Source organism: Aneurinibacillus sp. UBA3580, assembly GCF_002375825.1.
GTDB lineage: Bacteria > Bacillota > Bacilli > Aneurinibacillales > Aneurinibacillaceae > Aneurinibacillus > Aneurinibacillus danicus.
This window is the reverse complement of the sequence record NZ_DFMZ01000060.1, coordinates 1-17,770: the sequence shown is the minus strand read 5'-3', so window position 1 is coordinate 17,770 and position 17,770 is coordinate 1. Positions and strand designations below refer to the sequence as shown.

Here is a 17,770-nt window from a genome sequence, read left to right as displayed (position 1 = left end):
GATCTATTATGGAAAAACAAAGAGATATAGCTGTGCTTTTCTCTTTTCTACCTCAGCGTATCCTTTGTTTTTCTTTTACATAGCTATTTCTTTCATGGAAGTGAATGAGTATGCACCAGAGAGTATACTGGCCTGTCTAAAAAATATCGTCAAGCGGCTTGATCCGAACGCGTTCGTCATTGTGAACGACGCCAATGAGCGAAAGAAGAAGACAAGAGACAGAAAAGATAACGCCTTGCGCCTGGGTTTGTCATGCGTTTGTTGGCACTCTTTTCTCGTATCCTCTTGCTTTTTTCTATTCCTCTTACTACGAAAGGATATCAATATACTAATACTTAGTTATATGGAGGAGAGGGAATGACTACGATTGCAGAGGGGAAACTCGCAGAGCTGAAGCAGCATGCGAACAACATGCGCCAGGAGATTGTGAAAATGGTATCAGCGGCCAATTCGGGCCATCCGGGCGGTTCGCTGTCTGCCGCAGATATTGTGGCGGTGTTGTATTTTCATGAGATGAACGTAGGACCGGAAAAGGTGGACGATCCGGACCGTGACCGTTTTATTCTAAGCAAAGGACACGCAAGCCCGGTGCTGTATGCGGCACTGGCAGAGAAAGGCTACCTGCCGAAAGAGGAATTGGCTACTTTCCGTAAGATTAATTCCCGTCTGCAGGGTCATCCGAGCAAAAAGATGCTGCCGGGCGTAGAGCAAAGCACAGGATCGCTCGGACAGGGATTGTCCGCTGCGAACGGTATGGCGCTGGCTGCGCGTCTTGATAAGCGCGGCTACCGCGTATATGCCCTGCTTGGCGACGGAGAAATTCAGGAAGGCATGGTATGGGAAGCGGTAATGGCAGCAGGCCATTATAAGCTGGACAACCTGGTGGCAATCCTGGATTACAACCACCTGCAGATTGACGGTAACGTGGAAGATATTATGAACATTGGACCGGTAGCCGATAAGTTCCGTGCGTTTAACTGGCATGTCATTGAAATTGACGGACATAACCTTGAAGAGATTATCGCCGCGCTCGACGAAGCGAAGACAGTAAAAGGCAAGCCGACTTTCATCGTGGCGCACACGGTTAAAGGAAAAGGCGTGTCTTACATGGAGAACGCATGCGGCTGGCACGGCACGGCCCCGAATGCGGAACAGCTGGCGCAGGCACTGGAAGAGTTGTGCGCGCAGGGAGGAGAAAAGTAATGGAGAAGACAACGGTAAAGAAAATTGCAACACGCGACGCTTACGGACAGGTTCTGGTCGAGCTCGGTCATGAAAATCCGGACATCGTAGTACTGGATGCGGATCTGGCAAAATCAACGAAAACGGCCGATTTCGGCAAAGCGTTTCCGGACCGCTTCTTCGATGTGGGGATTGCGGAAGCCAACATGATCGGTATGGCGGCAGGCCTTGCGACTTGCGGCAAAATCCCGTTTGCGAGCACATTCGCGCTGTTCGGCTCCCTCCGTGTGGCAGACATGATTCGTAACTCTGTGTGCTATCCGAACTTGAACGTGAAGATTGCGGTGACGCACCAGGGCCTCACGCTGGGCGAAGACGGCGCTTCTCACCAGGCAGTGGAAGACATTGCATTGATGCGCGCCATTCCGAATATGACGGTGATCGTGCCGGCGGATGCGACGGAGACGAAAAAAGCGATTCGCGCTGCGGCCAACACATACGGTCCGATGTACATCCGCATGGGCCGTCCAAGTGTCCCGGTGTTGTTCGACGACAGTTATGAATTTGAAATCGGCAAAGGCGTACAGATTCGCGAAGGGAATGATGTCGCCATTATCGCAACCGGCGTCATGGTACATATCGCAGTCGAGGCAGCGGAGCTGCTGGCGCAGGAAGGCATTGAAGCGCGCGTTATTAACATGGCGACAATTAAGCCGATTGATGAAGACATCATTGTCAAAGCGGCTCAGGAAACAAAAGGCATTGTGACAGCGGAAGAGTGCAACATCTACGGCGGCCTCGGCGCTGCGGTAGCGGAAGTGTTGTGCGAGAAGCATCCGGCCAAACTACGCCGCGTCGGCGTCGAAGATACGTTCGGCGAATCCGGTACACCGGATGAACTGCTGAAAAAATATGGCCTGACCGCAGAGAATATCGCCGCAAAAGCGAAGGAATTATTATAAACAAAGCGACCATGCCTTTTCAGCTGCAACCCCGACATGAAAACCGAGGGAAGGGCAGCTGACTTTTGTAGTAGGAGGAAAAAGAGAGAAGAGAACGAGGGGATGATTTCAATGTAGAAAAAGGCGAAGGCCTTTTTCTTCTCTGGCTCTTATTTCCTCTCTCTGGTTCCTTCTTTCTTCACGATTTTCGATCGTTATATTATAAAACCTCTCTCCTCTGCTCATACTAAGCTGTGTAATGTAACACGCTTTGTGATGTGCATGATTAAGGGAGGGTTTTTTATGAAAAAGTGGACTGTAATGCTGAGCAGCCTGCTGCTTGTGCTGGCACTGGCTGCGGGATGCGGCACGGCCAATAATAATCAGGGCGGCGGCGCTGAACAAGGCCAGGGAGGCCAGCAGGGCGGCGGACAAGCGGGAGGCGGCGGAAAAGACGCGCAAAAAATCTTCCAGGCTAGCTGTACGTCCTGCCACGGTCAAAACATGGAAGGCGGTGTAGGACCGAACTTGACGAAGGTCGGCAGCAAGTACAAGAGCGCTGATGAAATCAAAACCATTATCGTAAAAGGACGCAACGGCATGCCGGGCGGTCTGGTGAGCGAAGCGGACGCGCAGGTATTGGCCGATTGGCTGATTACAAAGAAATAATATCATTAGAATGAATAAAGAGGATGTTTTCTTATATAAAGGAGGCATCCTCTTTTTCTTTGTACCGCAAAAGTCAGCCGCTCTTTTCTTCACTTTCATGGCAGGGCTTGCGACAGATCCGTTATGATGGTTTTATTTATAAGAAATCATGCATAGAAATTCAAAAAACTAATTGAATTATTATGCCTTACATCGTATAATAATTCATAACTTATTCAGACAGGATCAATTGGGGGAAACATACGTGAATATTTCAATTATCGGAGCGACGGGATACAGCGGAATTGAACTCATTCGCCTGCTGTTGACCCATCCCGAAGCTAACATTGTGGCTGTATATTCCAACTCACAGACCGGAAAAGCCATGCAGGAGGTTTATCCGCATCTCACTCATATTTTTACAGACGATCTGGCTGAGATTGACTGCGGACGCATCCGGAACGAAGCGGACGTAGTGTTCATTGCGACACCGTCCGGCGTAAGCGGCAAGCTCGTACCGCAGCTTATGGACGGCAAGCTCAAAGTGATTGACGTATCTGGCGACTTCCGCCTGGCAACACCGGAGTTGTATACGCGCTGGTACGGCAAGGAGACAGCGGCGCAGGAATACATTGACCAGGCGGTTTACGGGCTGTCCGAATGGAATGCGGACGCCATTCGGGAGACGAAACTGCTCGCCAATCCGGGCTGCTATCCGACAGCGACGCTGCTCAGCCTGCTTCCGCTATTGAAAGCGGACCTGATCGATGGCAAATCCATCATTGTGGACGCCAAATCGGGTGTAACCGGTGCGGGACGGGGCTTATCGCTCGGAACGCATTTCTGCGAAGTGAACGAAAGCATCTCGGCTTACAAAGTAGGGAAACACCAGCATACACCGGAAATTGAACAGACGCTGACACAGCTTACCGGCAAAGAAGCGGTCATCTCGTTCACGCCGCATCTTGTGCCGATGAACCGCGGCATCCTGACAACGGCGTACGCTTCATTGAAAGAAGGAGTCACAGCCGAACAGGTGGCTGAAGCTTATGCGGATGCATACGAAGGCAAACCGTTTGTCCGGCTGCGTCCGGGCGCGTATCCGAAGACAAAGGAAGTGTACGGCTCCAACTATTGTGATATTGCCTGGCATGTGGATGAGCGTACAGGAAGGGTCATCGTGCTTGGCGTGATCGATAACGTAGTAAAAGGCGCTGCCGGTCAGGCGGTACAAAATATGAACCTAATGTTCGGACTTCCAGAAACGACGGGCCTTGCGTTTACCCCTGTGTATCCGTAAAACGAGGCCGACAGTAAGAAAGGGAGAGAAGATGGAAAATCAGCTGGTAATTAAATGCGGCGGCAGTACACTTGAGAATCTGCCTGCCTCTTTTTTTGAAGATATAACGGCACTGCAGCAGGATGGGTTTATGCTGACCATCGTACACGGCGGCGGTCCGGCGATTTCGGCGACGCTTAAGCAGATGGGAATTGAGCCGAAGTTCGTGGACGGACTCCGGGTGACGGATGCGGCGACGCTGCAGGTGGCACAGATGGTGCTTATCGGACAGACCAATAAGCAGGTGGTCAGCCGGATTCAGACGGCGGGCGGCCGTGCGGCGGGTATCAGCGGCATCGACGGATCGACATTGCAGGTGATACAGGGACCTGAGCACCTCGGGTTTGTAGGAGAGATACAGCAGGTCGACCCTGCCCTGATAGCAACGCTGAGTCAATCGGGTTTCATTCCGGTCATCGCGCCGCTGGGCTTCGACGCAGACGGCCAGATTTATAACATCAACGCCGATACGGCGGCTGGTGCAGTTGCAGGGGCGGTAGGTACGAAGCGGTTGGTCATGGTGACGGATGTTCCGGGTGTTATGCAGGAGATAGACGGTGTCAAAAAGGTGTTGCCGGAGCTTGATGAGGTGCAAATCAATGAATTGATCGCCGAAGGCATTATCTATGGCGGCATGATACCGAAGGTGCGGGCGGCACTGGATGCGCTCGGACATGAAGTAGAAGAAGTGTTGATTATCAACGGCTACGAGCCGGGCGTTCTGAAGAAAGTTGCGGCCGGTCAGATGATCGGTACAAAAATCGTTAAAGAAGGCAAGGTGAAGGTATCGTGAGTTATCTATTTCCGAACTACGGGCGTTGGCCGATTCGCATTACCAAAGGGGAAGGCAATTATCTGTGGGACGAAGCCGGCAACCGTTACCTTGACCTTGTCTCCGGCATTGCGGTGACTTCGCTCGGCAATGTGCCCCCGCAGGTGAAGGTGAAAGTACAGGAGCAGCTCGATACGTTGTGGCACTGCTCCAATCTATTCGAGATTCCGGTGCAGGAGAAGCTGGCGGAGAAGTTAACGTCGCTTACCTGCGGCAACCGGGCGTTCTTCTGCAACAGCGGCGCGGAGGCGAACGAGGCGGCCATTAAACTGGCCCGCCGCTATCAACAGAAGGTACAGAAGCAAAACCGGTATGAAGTCATTACCTTCGAGCAATCGTTCCATGGACGGACGCTGGCGACGCTGACCGCAACCGGTCAGGCGAAAGTCAAAGACGGGTTTGACCCGTTGCCGGAAGGTTTCGTCACCGTACCGTACAATGATGCGGAGGCACTCAGCGCTGCGATTACGGAGAAAACGTGCGCCATCATGCTGGAGATGGTTCAGGGAGAAGGCGGTGTGCATCCCGCTTCGCCCGAATTCGTTGAGCATATCAAGGCACTATGCGCGGAGCATGACCTGCTGCTGATCGTAGATGAAGTGCAGACAGGCATCGGTCGTACCGGCAAGTGGTTCGCCTATCAACACTACAACGTCGAGCCGGATATCATTACAATGGCCAAAGGGCTGGGCAGCGGCTTTCCGATCGGCGCCATTGTCGGCAAAGAAAAGCTGGCTGAAGCATTCGGACCCGGCACGCACGGCACGACATTCGGCGGCAATCCGCTCGCATGTGCGGCCGGCTTAGCCACGCTTGAAACAATAGAAGAAAACGAGTATCTCGCCCGGGTGGAAGAGATGGGCGCTTATTTCATAGAGAAATTGAACGGGCTTTCCGAAGCGCGCCCGGATGTTGTCAATGTACGCGGCAAGGGGCTTATGATCGGCGTGGAGCTAGCGTTCGAAGCGGCTCCGGTTGTTGCGAAAATGCGCGAGCAAGGCATCCTGCTGCTGCAGGCAGGGCCGAACGTGCTGAGGCTCTTGCCTCCGTTTACGATTGAAAAAGAAGAAATAGATCACGCGGCGCAAGCACTCGAAGAGGTGCTGAACGCGACGGCGCAAACGGTATAGAAATCAGGAGTACGAAGGAAAAGAGAGAAGAGAATGAGAAGAGAACGGGGGGTGATTTCTAAAGAAGAAAAAGGCGTTCGCCTTTTTCTTCTTTGAATCTTCTTTCCTCTTCCCCTCTTTCTTTTCTCATGATTTTCACACATAAAGGAGTGGAATGGATGAAAGGATATCTTGTGTTAAGTACGGGCGACATATTTGAAGGAGATTGGTTTGGCAGCGTGGACGACTGCACGGGAGAGGTCGTATTTAATACAGGAATGACAGGCTACCAGGAGGTTCTGTCCGACCCTTCGTACGCCGGCCAGATTATTACGTTTACGTATCCGCTGATCGGCAATTACGGCATCAATGAACGAGACTATGAGAGTATCAAACCGGCCTGCAAGGCCCTGCTGGTAGGCGATCTCTGCCGCCAGCCGAGCCATTACGAGTCCGGACATACGCTGGCCGAGATTGCCGAGAAATACGGCATCGGCGGCTTGTCCGGCATCGATACGCGCGCGATTACCCACATTGTCCGGACACATGGAGAAGTGTACGGACTTTTGACGACAGACAAAGAGAAGCTCGCTTCTTTTACTCCGCAGCCGGTTACGAATGTTGTGCCAGGCGTATCGGTGAAAAATATCGAGGAGTACGGCAAAGAGGCGAAAGGTCCGCATATTGTACTGATCGATTACGGGTATAAAAAATCCATTTTGCAAAGTCTGTTGGACGGTGGCTGCCGCGTAACGGTGGTTCCGTACAATATCACATATAACCAGGTAATATCTATTGATCCGGACGGTGTGTTCCTATCGAACGGTCCCGGAAATCCGAAAGAAATTACACCGCAGCTCGGGGAATTGAAAAAGATTATTGAGAGCTACCCGACGATGGGCATCTGCCTCGGTCATCAGCTAATCTCTCTGGTATACGGCTGCGATACGGAGCGTTTGCCATACGGGCACCGCGGCAGCAACCATCCGGTGAAAGATTTGCGCACCGGCAAAGTGTATCTAACCTCGCAAAATCACGGCTATGTGGTGAAAGGAGATTCACTTGCGAACGCGGCATTGGAGCTAACATTCATCAATGTAAACGACAAATCGGTCGAAGGTGTACGCCATAAAACGCTGCCGATTTCGTCCGTGCAGTTTCATCCGGAAGCGCACGCCGGTCCGCAGGATACGGGCTATTTATTTACAGAATTCATTCAACAATGCCAGGTAACAGGAGAGAAGAGTTATGCCTAAACTACCCGACATCAACAAAGTGCTTGTGCTCGGCTCCGGTCCGATTATCATCGGGCAGGCGGCCGAATTCGATTACGCCGGCGCTCAGGCCTGTTTGGCGTTGCGTGAAGAAGGCGTGGAAGTCGTTCTTGTAAACAACAATCCGGCCACCATCATGACAGATGATGAAGTGGCGGATCGCATATACATGGAGCCGCTAACGGTAGAAGCGGTGGAGAAGATTATCGCCAAAGAACGTCCGGACGGCGTGCTGCCGACACTCGGCGGCCAGACCGGCCTGAACCTGGCGGTAGAGCTGTCGAAGGCGGGCGTGCTGGAGAAGTACAATGTGAAGCTGCTCGGCACACCGCTCGATACGATTATCCGCGGCGAGGACCGTGAAGAGTTCAAGCGCATGATGCAGGAGATCGGCGAGCCGATTCCTGAGAGCGAGACGGTAACTACAGTAGAGGATGCGGTGGCGTTTGCAAACAGCATCGGTTATCCGGTCATCGTGCGTCCCGCCTATACGCTTGGCGGCGCGGGCGGCGGTTTTGCAAACGATGAAGAAGAACTTCGTATTGTGGCCAAACGCGGCTTGAACGCAAGCCCGATCAATCAGGTGCTCATTGAGCGCAGCATCAAAGGCTGGAAAGAGATTGAATATGAAGTCATGCGCGATGCCAACGATACGTGCATCATCGTGTGCAACATGGAGAATTTTGACCCGGTCGGCGTGCATACAGGAGATTCAATTGTTGTAGCACCTTCGCAGACGCTCACGGACCGTCAGTATCAAATGCTGCGTTCCGTCGCCTGTAAGGTTATCCGTGCGCTGGGGGTTGTGGGGGGATGTAATATTCAATATGCGCTTGACCCGCACAGTGACCAATACTATCTCATTGAGGTCAACCCGCGTGTCAGCCGCTCCTCGGCGCTTGCGTCCAAGGCGACCGGCTATCCGATTGCGCGTACGGCGGCGAAGCTGGCGCTTGGCTACCATCTGGATGAGGTCGTAAACCCGATTACAGGCTACACCTATGCAAGCTTCGAACCGGCCATCGACTATGTCGTAGCGAAAATTCCGCGCTGGCCGTTCGACAAGTTCCCGCATGCGGACCGCAAGCTGGGCACGCAGATGAAAGCAACCGGCGAGGTAATGTCGATTGACCGTACGCTGGAAGGCGCCCTGCTGAAAGGGATTCGTTCATTGGAAGTCGGCGTACAGCATCTGGAGCTTGCGTATGTAAAAGATGCAAGTGAAGAAGAATTGGAGAACGAATTGGTCAATGCGACCGACCAGCGTATCTTCTATATCGCCGAGGCGCTGCGCCGCGGCATGAGTGTAGAGGAGCTGCATGAGAAGACAGCGATTGACCGCTTCTTCCTGAATGCACTGGCTCGTATCGTTGACCTTGAAAATACATTGAAAGAAGTGCGCTGGCACAAAATGACGCCGGAACTGTTGAAGGAAGCGAAGCTGCGCGGCTTTGCCGACAGCACGATCGCAAGCCTCTGTGGTGTCAGTTTCGAGGAAGTGCGCGCCGGTCTGAAAGAATGGGGCATAAGCCCGGCTTATAAGCTAGTGGATACATGCGCGGCCGAGTTTGTCGCCGCGACTCCTTATTATTACTCGACCTGGCAGGGACGCGACGAAGTCCCGGTCGAGAAGAAAGGCAAAAAGGTATTGGTTTTAGGCTCCGGTCCGATCCGCATCGGCCAGGGCATCGAGTTTGATTATTGCTCGGTACATGCGGCGAAATCGTTGCGCAAGCAGGGCATCTCCGCCGTTGTCATCAACAACAATCCGGAGACCGTCTCTACCGACTACAATACGGCGGATCAGCTGTATTTCGAACCGCTGGCGCTTGAAGACGTGTTGAATGTCATCGAAAAAGAACAGGTAGATGGCGTCATGGTGCAGTTCGGCGGCCAGACGGCCATTAATCTGGCGGATAAACTGCAAAAAGCCGGCGTGCATGTATACGGCACGTCCGTTGAAGCAATTGACATGGTGGAAGACCGTGAGCAATTTTATCAGATGCTGCGCAAGCTGAACATCCCGCACATTCCGGGTGAAGGCGTCAATAGCCAGCAGGGCGCGCATCTTGTCGCGGAAGAGTTGGGATATCCCGTACTGATTCGTCCGTCATACGTCATTGGCGGACGCGGCATGGTTGTAATTAACAATGCGGAAGAGCTTGACCAGTATTTTGCCGACTGGAACCGGTATACATCATCAGGGGCGCTGTTCCCGTTGCTGATTGACAAGTATGTGTCCGGTATGGAAGTGGAAGTGGACGCCATTTGCGACGGCGAAGAGGTTCTGATCCCGGGCATCTTCCAGCATATTGAACGCGCCGGTGTGCATTCGGGTGACAGTATGGCAATCTTCCCGTCTCCTCAACTGACCGACGCGCAGCGTGAAGAGATTGGACGCAGCGCCGCATTGATTGCGAAAGAAATGAAAGCATGCGGGCTGATTAACATCCAGCTTGTTATTGATACGGAAGGCACAATCTATGTACTCGAAGTGAATCCGCGTGCATCCCGTACCGTACCGATTGTCAGCAAGGTCACCGGTGTACCGATGGTGGCGCTGGCGACGCGGGCACAAATGGGCGAGAAGCTGAAAGATATGGGATACGGTACCGGCATTCTGCCGCGCATTCCGTTCTATGCCGTGAAAGGCCCGGTATTCTCCACAATTAAGCTGAATGGCGTCGACCCGGCGCTCGGACCGGAGATGAAATCGACCGGTGAGGTAATGGGCCGTGATAAAAACCTCGCTAAAGCGCTGTACAAAGGCCTGATTGCCTCAGGCATGAGCATTCCGACACACGGATCGCTGCTGGTAACCGTCGCAGACAAAGACAAGGAAGAAGCGCTTGATATTATCAAAGGCTTTAACCAGCTTGGATTTAAACTGCTCGCCACGGAAGGAACGGCACGTTACCTGGAAGACAAAGGAATGAAGGTAACCCGCGTCCGCAAAGTTAACGAAGCTTCGCCGAATATGCTCGATATTATCCGCAAAGGCGAAGCCAGCTTCGTCCTCAATACGCTGACCAAAGGCAAAACACCGGAACGTGACGGATTCCGCATCCGCCGTGAATCGGCGGAGAACGGTGTCGTCTGCCTGACATCGCTTGATACGGCGCGTGCGCTGCTGCGCGTACTTGACACCATCACGTTTGGGGCAGAGTCAATGCCACGATTTGAAGCGGTAAAGGAGGCGTATGTGCATGGATAAGGGCGTGGTGACCGTCGTATCCAACACGCAGGTGGCAGAACGGATTTTCCGTCTGGAAGTGGAAGGTGAACTGGTGGGCCGCATGACACGGCCCGGCCAGTTCATTCATGTGAAGTGCGGCACGGGCATCGATCCGCTGCTGCGCCGACCGATCAGCATCTGTGATGTGGATGCGGACCGCCAGAGACTTACGATGATATACCGGGCGGAAGGGCATGGAACGCGCGTATTGAGCGAATACGTACCGGGCCAGCCGCTCGATATTCTCGGTCCGCTTGGCCGGGGTTTTCCGGTTACAGAACGGCAGGACGGCGAGCATGCGTTGCTCGTCGGCGGCGGCATCGGTGTTCCGCCCCTGTACTACCTGGGCAAGGAACTAAAAAAGCGCGGGGTGCGCATCACATATGTCATCGGCTTTGGCACGGCTTCACAGGTATTCTTGGAACAAGAACTGGCTGAGTTGGGGGATGTGCATGTTGTGACAATGGATGGCACGGCCGGTGTAAAAGGGCTGGTTACCGATGTATTAACCGCAGATTACGGACTGGATGAGTCGGATTGGGATGTGCTGTATTCATGCGGCCCGCTCCCCATGCTGCGTGCCCTGCAGAATACGTACCAGGCCGCAGGCAAAGAAGGATACATTTCGCTTGAGCAGCGTATGGGCTGCGGCATCGGTGCGTGCCTGGCCTGTGTTTGCCCTGTGCAGGAGCTGGGAGAAGGCAAGAAATATCGAAAAATTTGCTCGGATGGCCCGGTCTTTACGTTCGGGGAGGTGCAACTGGTATGACGACATCAACATCAAACCGTCTGGCAGTCAATATCGCAGGAATTGAAATGAAAAATCCGGTCATGCCGGCGTCCGGCTGCTTCGGCTTCGGAAGGGAATATGCACAATTCTACGATTTAAACAAGCTGGGTGCCATCGCCGTAAAAGCGACCACAGTAGAAGAGCGCCAGGGGAATCCGACGCCGCGTGTGGCGGAAACACCCGGTGGTATGTTGAATGCAATCGGCCTTCAAAATCCGGGATTAGATGATGTGATGGCACATGAGCTACCATGGCTCGAACAGTTCACTGAGCTGCCAGTCATTGTCAACGTGGCGGGTACGGTAACGGAAGATTATGTGCGGGTGAGTGAGCGGATCGGCGAGGCGCCGAATGTGGCGGGCATTGAACTGAACATTTCTTGTCCAAACGTGAAATGTGGCGGAATTACATTCGGCACGGACCCGGACATTGCGGCGCAACTGACGGAGGAAATTAAGAAAGTCAGCAAGGTGCCTGTATTCGTTAAGCTATCTCCGAACGTCACCGACGTGGTTGCCATTGCAAAAGCGGTGGAAGCGGCGGGAGCGGACGGACTCAGCATGATTAATACGCTGCTCGGCATGCGAATCGACTTGAAAACGCGCCGTCCGGTGCTGGCCAATGGGTCAGGCGGCCTGTCGGGACCTGCGATTAAACCGGTGGCGATTCGCATGATTTATGAGGTCAGCCAGCAGGTCAACATTCCGATTATCGGCATGGGCGGCATTCAATCGGCGGATGATGTCATTGAGTTCTTCATGGCCGGTGCATCGGCGGTGGCGGTCGGTACGGCCAATTTCGTCGACCCGCTCATCTGTCCGGCAATCATTGAAGAACTGGAAGCAAAGCTTGATCAATACGGCGTCGAATCTATCGGAGAGCTGACGGGAGCGGGGTGGAAACGGTGAGTGAAATGAACGGACGAATTATGGTGGCGCTCGATTTTCCGGGCGCTGTGGAAGCGGACCACTGTGTCGGCATACTGGAAGGAACAGGTGTTTATGTTAAGATTGGCATGCAACTGTATTATGCGGCAGGACCGGATTACGTGCGGCAATTGAAAGAGAAAGGGTATTCGATTTTCCTCGATTTGAAAGTGCACGATATACCAAACACAGCCAGAGGCGCCATGCAGAGCATAGCCGGACTGGGTATCGATATGGTCAACGTTCATGCGGCAGGCGGCCGGAAGATGATGGAAGCGGCGCGCGAGGGTCTGGAAAAAGGGACCCCGGCCGGTGGAAAGCGCCCTCTCCTTATCGGTGTGACGCAACTGACCAGCACCACCCGGGAAATGATGAACGACGAACTGGGCATTGAGGGAAGTGTGGAAGAGTGTGTCGTCCGCTACGCGCGGCTGGTACAGCAGGCGGGCTTAGATGGAGTGGTGGCGTCGCCGAAGGAAGTGCCCCTGATTAAAGAAGCATGCGGCGCGTCATTTTTAACCGTTACGCCGGGCATTCGTCCGAAGGGAACGGATACGGGCGACCAGCATAGAATCACCACCCCTGAAGAAGCATTTAAGCTAGGGTCCGATTTTATCGTGATTGGCCGGGCGATTACGCAGGCGGCAAATCCGAAACAAGCGCTGCACGATATTTTAGAAGGAGTGAAGCAATATGCCAACTAATACAGATACAGCACGACAAATTGCGGAAAAGCTGCTGGAGATTGACGCCGTGGCCCTGCGTCCGAATGAGCCGTTCACTTGGACATCAGGCATCAAAAGTCCGATTTACTGCGATAATCGAATGACAATGTCCTATCCTGAAGTGCGCCGTTTGATATGCCGCACCTTCGCTTCGCTCATTCGTGAAAAATATTCAGAGGCGCAGGTAATTGCCGGAACGGCGACAGCGGGTATTCCGCATGCCGCATGGCTGGCTGATGAGTTGAATCTGCCGATGGCCTATGTGCGCTCGAAGCCGAAGGGACACGGCAAAGGCAATCAGATTGAAGGCAAACTCGAAGCCGGAGCTAAAGTTATTGTCATTGAAGATTTGATTTCAACCGGTGGAAGCTCCATTGAAGCTGCACGAGCAGTACAGGAAGCAGGAGGAGAGGTGCTGGCAGTACTGGCAATCTTCTCTTACCAATTTCCGGCCGCAGAGCAGGCATTTGTAGAAGCGGGCTTTCCGTTTGAGACGCTCAGCAACTATACCGCGCTGCTCGATGTCGCCCAAGAGAAAGGCGCCATCCGCCCGGAACAGCTTGACACGTTAAGAGCCTGGCGGGAAAACCCACGCGAATATAAAGGATAGTAGATAGAATCTGTAGGCTTAGGTTTAGCTATTAGATAAAAACGAAATTCAGGATGAGAAAACCATTCAGCAAATCCAGATAGAGATAAACGAAATTGACAGGCTTCTAAAAAAGCTGGAGGATGAATGGAAGTGATAAACGAGTATAGCGAACGGTAAAAAAGCGGACCTCCAATAGTTAAGGAAGTCCACTTTTTTGTTGCTGATTTACAGGATCGATATAGGCAGGCACAATCCGATAGCGGGCCAGTAGATGGTAGGCTTTCTGGGCCGCGCGCGGGAAGTAGCGAATCTCCTGTACATCGATACCTTTAAGTCGGAATAGGGCGATACCATATCCAGCCAGGCTGAACACCGCGATCACAGCCGATTCGATACCGAAGAACAGAAACGCAGGCATAGATACTAAAGGCTGTACTTTAAACCCGGCCCACACAATCGTAAGTCCGATAGCGCAGAGCAGCAGGGATGAGAGCAGGAAACCGCGCCACTTCTCACCGAGAATCGTCAGGCGCGTATAACGGTTAATTGCCCGCAGATTCAGTGCCATTACTACGATAAAGCAGAACGAGGTCGCCATGATGATGCCATAAATACCGAACAGCGGCGCGAGGGCATAGTTGCCGCCCCATTTAACGAGAATCCCTACCGCTACATGCCGCATGGGCAAATCGGTTCGTCCCAATCCCTGCAGGATGCCGGACGATGTCATCATGAGAATCTGAAATATCGTGCCGAAGCATAAGAATGCGATAATCCAGGCCGCTTTCGTATACGTGGCTTCCGTATTGCTGAATAGAAAGCCGTTCACCGGATAGGCAGCCACAGTAAGATAGAGTGCGGCCGGAACACCGGTAATGAGCGCCACTCTAAGCGCCATAGAACTCATGCGCTGCACTTCCCGCTCATCGCGGCGTGAATGTGCTGACGAGACGACCGGAATAATCGAAGAGCTGAGCGCAATGGCGAGAATAATCGGCAGACCGGCCAGCGACTGCGCGCTGCCGCCGAGAATGCCAAGCGTATCCATCGCCTCTTTATAGGTATGGAGCTGCTCGGTGAAAAAACGGACCGGTACAGCCGGAACGTTTGTATTTTCGGCATATTCAAACGGTCCGAGTATTTTGTTTCCTACCTTGACGTCCGAGCCGAGTGTCAGTGTTTCTTTGACCGGACCGCGCTCATAGAATACGCGTTTTTTATCCGGCTCCCATGTTAATTTGGCACCCATCGCCTGGCTGACCGCCTCAAGTGGCACCATGGTGGTATTGTTATTGTGCAGGTACGGTGCCACCGGCAGGACAATTTCTTTATCTCCGATGGTCGCTTCCTTGTGACCTACCGCGAAAGAAACCCGCTCTTCCTGCGGTGTCAACAGGCGCAGCGATGTCGAAGTATCAATGAAGTAGATGAGCGGGACCGCGAGCGCCGACAGCGTAATCGGCAGCGACAGCCGGATCATCTTGCTGTAAATTTGCCGGTATGTCAGTTTTGTGTGCGATTTTTGCGAAGCAAGCTGTTTCTTTTGTTCAGCCCGCCGTTTTTTATAAAAGTATATCATGACGCCGCATGCGGCGATGCTGCCGGTTACCGCGCCGAACGAGGCACCGGCTACGGCCACATCTTTGTTATAGCCCCAATGGAGGAGAATGAGCGGCAGCGCTACCGCCGTCGCTACACGCAAAATTTGCTCCATAATCTGCGACAGTCCGGTCGGCTGCATGAATTGCAGACCCTGGAAGTATCCGCGCATGATGGCGATAAGCGGGAACAAGAGCATGGCCGGCGCGATGGCGCGGATGGCCAGATCCGCCTGCGGCGCCAGTGCGTATTCGGCATAGTATGGAGCAATGATCATCATGAACGCGAACATAATAAAGCCGGTTACGAGCGCGAAATTGCGGGCCGCCTTGTAAGTCTGGTAGGCTTCATGGTACTTGCCAATCGCCGTATATTCCGAGATTTGTTTGCTCAGTGCGCTCGGCACCCCAAGGGTGGCGATGATGAGCAGCATGCTGTAGATGTTATACGAGATGGTATAAAGCGTCATCCCGTCATTACCCATAATATGCTGAAGCGGGACGCGCTGCCCGACGCCGAGCACGCGCGAGATGATCGCCGCCAGCGTTAGTATGAGCGTGCCTTTCAAAAACGAATTTTTTGACATCCTTCATTCCTCAAGACGTTGTGGTTTTAGTTTTTGTAAGCGCCTGGATGATTTCATCATCTAGTGTCACGAACAGCGTTTTTTGCTGTTCATAGATAACGAATCCGGGTTTGGCGCCCTTCGGTTTTTTAACATGACGAACAAGCGTATAATCGACCGGTACCTGGCTGGACTGGCGGGCTTTGCTGTAGTAAACGGCCAGCATTGCCGCTTCCCTTAACGTTCTCTCGCTGAAATTATCGCCGCGGATGACTACATGGGAGCCCGGAATGTCTTTTGTATGCAGCCACGTATCATTCGGACTTGCCAGCCGGTTGGTCAGATAATCGTTTTGTTTATTGTTTTTGCCGACATAGATGACGGCGCCTTCGCTTGATGTGTAGCGTTCAAGCACCGGATTTTTCGGCTTTCCCTTTTTTATTTTGCCCGGCCTTGCGCGCAGGTAGCCCTGCTCGGTCAGCTCTTCGCGGATATCTTCAATGTCCGCGAGGCCGGCATTCTCGATCTGCTGCAGCACGGTATCGAGATAGCGTACTTCTTCTTCCGCCGCAGCAATCTGGTCATCGACGACGGCCAGGCTGTTCTTCGCCTTCGTATACCGCTTGAAATAGGCTTGCGCGTTTTCGGCCGGTGTAAGCGCCGGATCAAGCGGAATGTTGACGAGCGGGGCTTCTTCCTCGTAGTAGTTTACCACGTTTGCCTCAGTTTGGCCTCTGGTAATTTGATAGATATTCGCCGTAATTAGTTCACCGTAGATTTGGTAGATGCGGGCATCTTCCGCCTGACGTTTCGTATCAAGTAGTTTCTCGATTTTTTTCTCGTTTTTATTCCGTTCATTAGCAACCAGGCGGGCCAGGTCATGTACGCGCTGCTTAACCGCATCCCGTTCCGCTTTGCCGTGATAGAACGCCTCGAGGCATTCGCTTACCCCGGTAAACGTCTCGCTGCTTTCCGCCGATAAGTGTGTTAAAGCCACGACGGAAAAATGCTCTTTATTTTCCGTACGCACAAGCACAGGAATATAATCGTGACGGCGTGCAGCCTCCATTATTTCAGTGAAAGAGGTCCAAAGCGCTTCCCGTGTCGGCAGACCGGCACGGTGGACAATCTCGTTTGCAATAAGCGGGCTGATGCCTTCGAATGAGCCAACAATTTGCTTGGCGATTTTTCCTTCATTGAACTGAATACGACGTATGAAATCATCTTTAGTCGCCGTCAGCGGATTAAGTTTATTCTGCGGCGGCGGAGCTACGTACGGACGGCCCGGCAGGATGACCCGGTAGCGGCTTACGGCCGGTGTAACATGGTGCAGTCCGTCATGAATAAGGCCGTTCTGCGGGTCCATGAGAATCAGATTGCTGTGCCGCCCCATAATCTCGAGGACGATCCGCTTTGTCCGATCATCGCCGAGCTCGTCGCGTCCGCGGATATCAATATGGATGATCCTTTAATAGCGCCCTCGCAGTATTTGCGGAGCAGCATGCAGAACATTGGAGCCTCCAGCGGATTTTGGTAGCTTGCGTTTGTCATATGTATGCGCGGAAAGCTCAGGCTTGCCGAGAGAAGCAGGCGTACATTGCCCCTCCGCGTCCGTACTTGCATAACAATCTCTGTATCTGTCGGTTGATAAATTTTCATAATTCGCCCGGTAGCGAGCCTTTCATTCAGCTCATGAGCGACCGCGCGTGTCACAATTCCGTCGAATGCCATAGGTATCTCACCTTTCTACTACAATAGAAACAGTATAGTATCAAATCATAAACAATGTAAACCTTGGTAAATCAAGGTTTTCGTCGTATGTCCTTACTACGGAAAGGTGAATTGACCACATTTTGACCACATTATGATCTTTGAGATGCATTTTTTAGCGCCGCGTCAAAGTTTTTTGCCAGGTTTTCCTGCATGCTCGGTAATACATGAGAATACGTTCCGAGCGTAATTGAGATATCTGCATGCCCCAATCGTCCGCATACAACTTTTGGATTTTCTCCC

14 protein-coding genes and 1 pseudogene are annotated in these 17,770 nt (G+C 52.8%); 13 read left to right on the top strand and 2 right to left on the bottom strand.

The genetic code is table 11. The features are described 5' to 3' along the window. Positions 1-94 precede the first annotated feature (94 nt). The 13 genes from B2899_RS18415 (at position 95) to pyrE (ending at position 13,611) form a co-directional block, all read left to right on the top strand. Positions 95-361 (top strand): DUF2179 domain-containing protein, encoded by a 267-nt coding sequence (locus B2899_RS18415; RefSeq protein ID WP_414631763.1) that lies wholly within the window; start codon positions 95-97, stop codon positions 359-361. Next, complete coding sequence (locus tag B2899_RS09515; protein ID WP_146811583.1) at positions 358-1,203, top strand: transketolase; 846 nt, start codon at positions 358-360, stop codon at positions 1,201-1,203. The genes B2899_RS18415 and B2899_RS09515 overlap by 4 nt, the downstream gene beginning before the upstream one ends. Beyond that, the gene (locus B2899_RS09510; protein WP_146811585.1) at positions 1,203-2,144 is read left to right on the top strand and encodes a transketolase family protein; all 942 of its coding nucleotides are present in this window, start codon (positions 1,203-1,205) and stop codon (positions 2,142-2,144) included. Before B2899_RS09515 ends, B2899_RS09510 begins: the two co-directional genes overlap by 1 nt. Positions 2,145-2,426: 282 nt before the next feature. Next, positions 2,427-2,792, top strand: coding sequence for a c-type cytochrome (locus B2899_RS09505; protein ID WP_246147392.1), 366 nt, complete (start codon positions 2,427-2,429; stop codon positions 2,790-2,792). A gap of 244 nt (positions 2,793-3,036) precedes the next feature. Then, positions 3,037-4,071 (top strand): N-acetyl-gamma-glutamyl-phosphate reductase, encoded by a 1,035-nt coding sequence (gene argC, locus B2899_RS09500; protein ID WP_286885318.1) that lies wholly within the window; start codon positions 3,037-3,039, stop codon positions 4,069-4,071. A gap of 31 nt (positions 4,072-4,102) precedes the next feature. After that, positions 4,103-4,903: an acetylglutamate kinase gene (argB, locus tag B2899_RS09495; protein WP_286885317.1), complete on the top strand. Its 801-nt coding sequence runs from the start codon at positions 4,103-4,105 to the stop codon at positions 4,901-4,903. Next, complete coding sequence (locus B2899_RS09490; RefSeq protein ID WP_286885316.1) at positions 4,900-6,072, top strand: acetylornithine transaminase; 1,173 nt, start codon at positions 4,900-4,902, stop codon at positions 6,070-6,072. Before argB ends, B2899_RS09490 begins: the two co-directional genes overlap by 4 nt. 158 nt (positions 6,073-6,230) lie before the next feature. Further along, a complete protein-coding gene (locus B2899_RS09485; protein WP_146811593.1) occupies positions 6,231-7,307 on the top strand; it encodes a carbamoyl phosphate synthase small subunit in 1,077 nt (358 codons plus the stop codon). Then, positions 7,300-10,539, top strand: coding sequence for a carbamoyl-phosphate synthase (glutamine-hydrolyzing) large subunit (carB, locus tag B2899_RS09480; protein WP_286885315.1), 3,240 nt, complete (start codon positions 7,300-7,302; stop codon positions 10,537-10,539). Before B2899_RS09485 ends, carB begins: the two co-directional genes overlap by 8 nt. Continuing rightward, entirely contained in the window at positions 10,532-11,329 is a 798-nt protein-coding gene (locus B2899_RS09475; protein ID WP_286885314.1) for a dihydroorotate dehydrogenase electron transfer subunit, read from the top strand. The genes carB and B2899_RS09475 overlap by 8 nt, the downstream gene beginning before the upstream one ends. Beyond that, on the top strand, positions 11,326-12,258 hold the full coding sequence (locus B2899_RS09470; protein WP_146808010.1) for a dihydroorotate dehydrogenase: 933 nt from the start codon (positions 11,326-11,328) through the stop codon (positions 12,256-12,258). Before B2899_RS09475 ends, B2899_RS09470 begins: the two co-directional genes overlap by 4 nt. Before the next feature lie 5 nt (positions 12,259-12,263). Beyond that, complete coding sequence (gene pyrF, locus B2899_RS09465) at positions 12,264-12,980, top strand: orotidine-5'-phosphate decarboxylase (RefSeq protein WP_286885454.1); 717 nt, start codon at positions 12,264-12,266, stop codon at positions 12,978-12,980. Further along, positions 12,970-13,611, top strand: a complete 642-nt coding sequence (pyrE, locus tag B2899_RS09460) for an orotate phosphoribosyltransferase (protein ID WP_146808009.1) — start codon at positions 12,970-12,972, stop codon at positions 13,609-13,611. The genes pyrF and pyrE overlap by 11 nt, the downstream gene beginning before the upstream one ends. A gap of 178 nt (positions 13,612-13,789) precedes the next feature. On the opposite strand, the gene B2899_RS09455 is transcribed toward pyrE, so the two are convergent. Further along, positions 13,790-15,778, bottom strand: coding sequence for an oligosaccharide flippase family protein (locus tag B2899_RS09455; protein ID WP_286885312.1), 1,989 nt, complete (start codon positions 15,776-15,778; stop codon positions 13,790-13,792). A gap of 10 nt (positions 15,779-15,788) precedes the next feature. After that, positions 15,789-17,488: pseudogene (locus tag B2899_RS09450) on the bottom strand (Rqc2 family fibronectin-binding protein). Between the last annotated feature and the right edge of the window lie 282 nt (positions 17,489-17,770).

Excerpts from the sequence above, each read along its gene's own strand:
- B2899_RS09485 (WP_146811593.1), top strand. The coding sequence starts at position 6,231 with ATGAAAGGATATCTTGTGTTAAGTACGGGCGACATATTTGAAGGAGAT.
- B2899_RS09470 (WP_146808010.1), top strand. The coding sequence starts at position 11,326 with ATGACGACATCAACATCAAACCGTCTGGCAGTCAATATCGCAGGAATT.
- argB (WP_286885317.1), top strand. The coding sequence starts at position 4,103 with ATGGAAAATCAGCTGGTAATTAAATGCGGCGGCAGTACACTTGAGAAT.
- pyrE (WP_146808009.1), top strand. The coding sequence starts at position 12,970 with ATGCCAACTAATACAGATACAGCACGACAAATTGCGGAAAAGCTGCTG.
- carB (WP_286885315.1), top strand. The coding sequence starts at position 7,300 with ATGCCTAAACTACCCGACATCAACAAAGTGCTTGTGCTCGGCTCCGGT.
- B2899_RS09475 (WP_286885314.1), top strand. The coding sequence starts at position 10,532 with ATGGATAAGGGCGTGGTGACCGTCGTATCCAACACGCAGGTGGCAGAA.
- B2899_RS09455 (WP_286885312.1), bottom strand. The coding sequence starts at position 15,778 with ATGTCAAAAAATTCGTTTTTGAAAGGCACGCTCATACTAACGCTGGCG.
- B2899_RS18415 (WP_414631763.1), top strand. The coding sequence starts at position 95 with ATGGAAGTGAATGAGTATGCACCAGAGAGTATACTGGCCTGTCTAAAA.
- pyrF (WP_286885454.1), top strand. The coding sequence starts at position 12,264 with ATGAACGGACGAATTATGGTGGCGCTCGATTTTCCGGGCGCTGTGGAA.
- B2899_RS09510 (WP_146811585.1), top strand. The coding sequence starts at position 1,203 with ATGGAGAAGACAACGGTAAAGAAAATTGCAACACGCGACGCTTACGGA.
- B2899_RS09515 (WP_146811583.1), top strand. The coding sequence starts at position 358 with ATGACTACGATTGCAGAGGGGAAACTCGCAGAGCTGAAGCAGCATGCG.
- B2899_RS09505 (WP_246147392.1), top strand. The coding sequence starts at position 2,427 with ATGAAAAAGTGGACTGTAATGCTGAGCAGCCTGCTGCTTGTGCTGGCA.